Source organism: Oscillibacter sp. CU971 (assembly GCF_905219725.1).
Lineage (GTDB): Bacteria > Bacillota > Clostridia > Oscillospirales > Oscillospiraceae > Oscillibacter.
In genome coordinates, this window is the sequence record NZ_CAJMXG010000529.1 from 1 (window position 1) to 1,224 (window position 1,224).

At 52.2% G+C, this 1,224-nt stretch carries 1 protein-coding gene and 1 pseudogene; both read right to left on the minus strand.

The annotated features are described in order from the left end of the window. A pseudogene (locus JX325_RS17165) lies at positions 1-533 on the minus strand (relaxase); the annotation flags it as partial. Positions 534-620: 87 nt separating this feature from the next. Then, positions 621-1,224 (minus strand): relaxase/mobilization nuclease domain-containing protein (locus JX325_RS17170; protein ID WP_204792222.1); only part of this gene is annotated, 604 nt, incomplete at its 5' end.

The following is a 1,224-nucleotide window of genomic DNA, read 5'->3' on the forward strand; positions in this document are numbered from 1 at the left end:
CGATTTTTCTCTTTCTCCGTCGCGCCCAAAATCCGCTCCACGTTGTTTTTGGCGGTGAGCAGTTCTATCATTTTTTCTCGCGTATGCTTGTACTCTGGATACCGTTTTTTGTTCTCGGCCTTCAGTGCGGCATACTCCTGTTTCAGCGATTGCATGGACGGCAGCTTCTTCAAACCGAGAGAATCAAAGTACCGCTTTGCCGCTTGACAGGCCGTGATTTCACTGCTATGCTGTTCATAAAATTTCTCCCGTTTCCTGCCCATCAATTTCCGGTACCGTGCGTAAATCTCCCTTGTCTTACCGTAAGCGCCGATGTGCTTTTGCAGTTCAGAAGTGTCCTTCATTCTTGCGCTGGCGGCTTTCGACTGGTCGGATAAATCGTTGAATTTCTGCGCCGCTGCATCACAGGCTTTCTCCAATTCTCCAAGGTCAGTCAGCCCGTTTTCCTGCAAGTAGATGAGCGTTTTTGCCATCTCTTTGAGATTGAAAGTTTTCGCCCAGCGTTTACATCCTTTACCCTTTCCTTCGGCCATCTTGGCCTGAATGTCAATGAGCAGATTGGGCTTGGAGTTTACCGCTGCCTTTGTCCCGGGGGCAACAATACGCTTGCCGGAAATGCGCTACATAATCGCCGTTTCGGAGTAGCCAGCGCCGAGAGAATTGCAGCGCACGAACCTCTTACCATTGGGGATTTTGAACGCAAGGTGTTTGCCCCGTTTTATCTCCACACCCGCCACTTTCATAGCGGCAAGGAAGCCGTCAAAATCCCTGCAGCCTTGGCCGAGGGCGGTGTCGATGATCTGCTCCAACTGTCCCCGGACGGTAGGCGGCTTGCCCTCACCTAACCATGCGCCGTAGTTGCCCCGACTGGGCTTCGGCTCTGCAATCACCGGCAGACCATTTTCCAGGCACAGCATATCGGAGATTCTCCGAACCGCGAATGAGGACCGCCAGAAGTTTCGGAATTTTCTGGTGCAGTCTATGGCGGTCGAGTTGAACACGATATGCGAATGAATGTGATGTTTGTCAACGTGGGTGCAGACGATAAAACGGATCAGGTAATTCCAGTTCTGCTTCTCCAGGCGGGCCAGATTGTTGCAGGATTCGTAATTCCGGTCAGCCAGCAGGATCACCTTCCCGGAAATGTGGGAGCGGTCTGCCATCTGGCACAGGGCTCTGCACTCGTTCTTTTCGTGCTCCTTCTGCACGATCAGGTCGGTATAA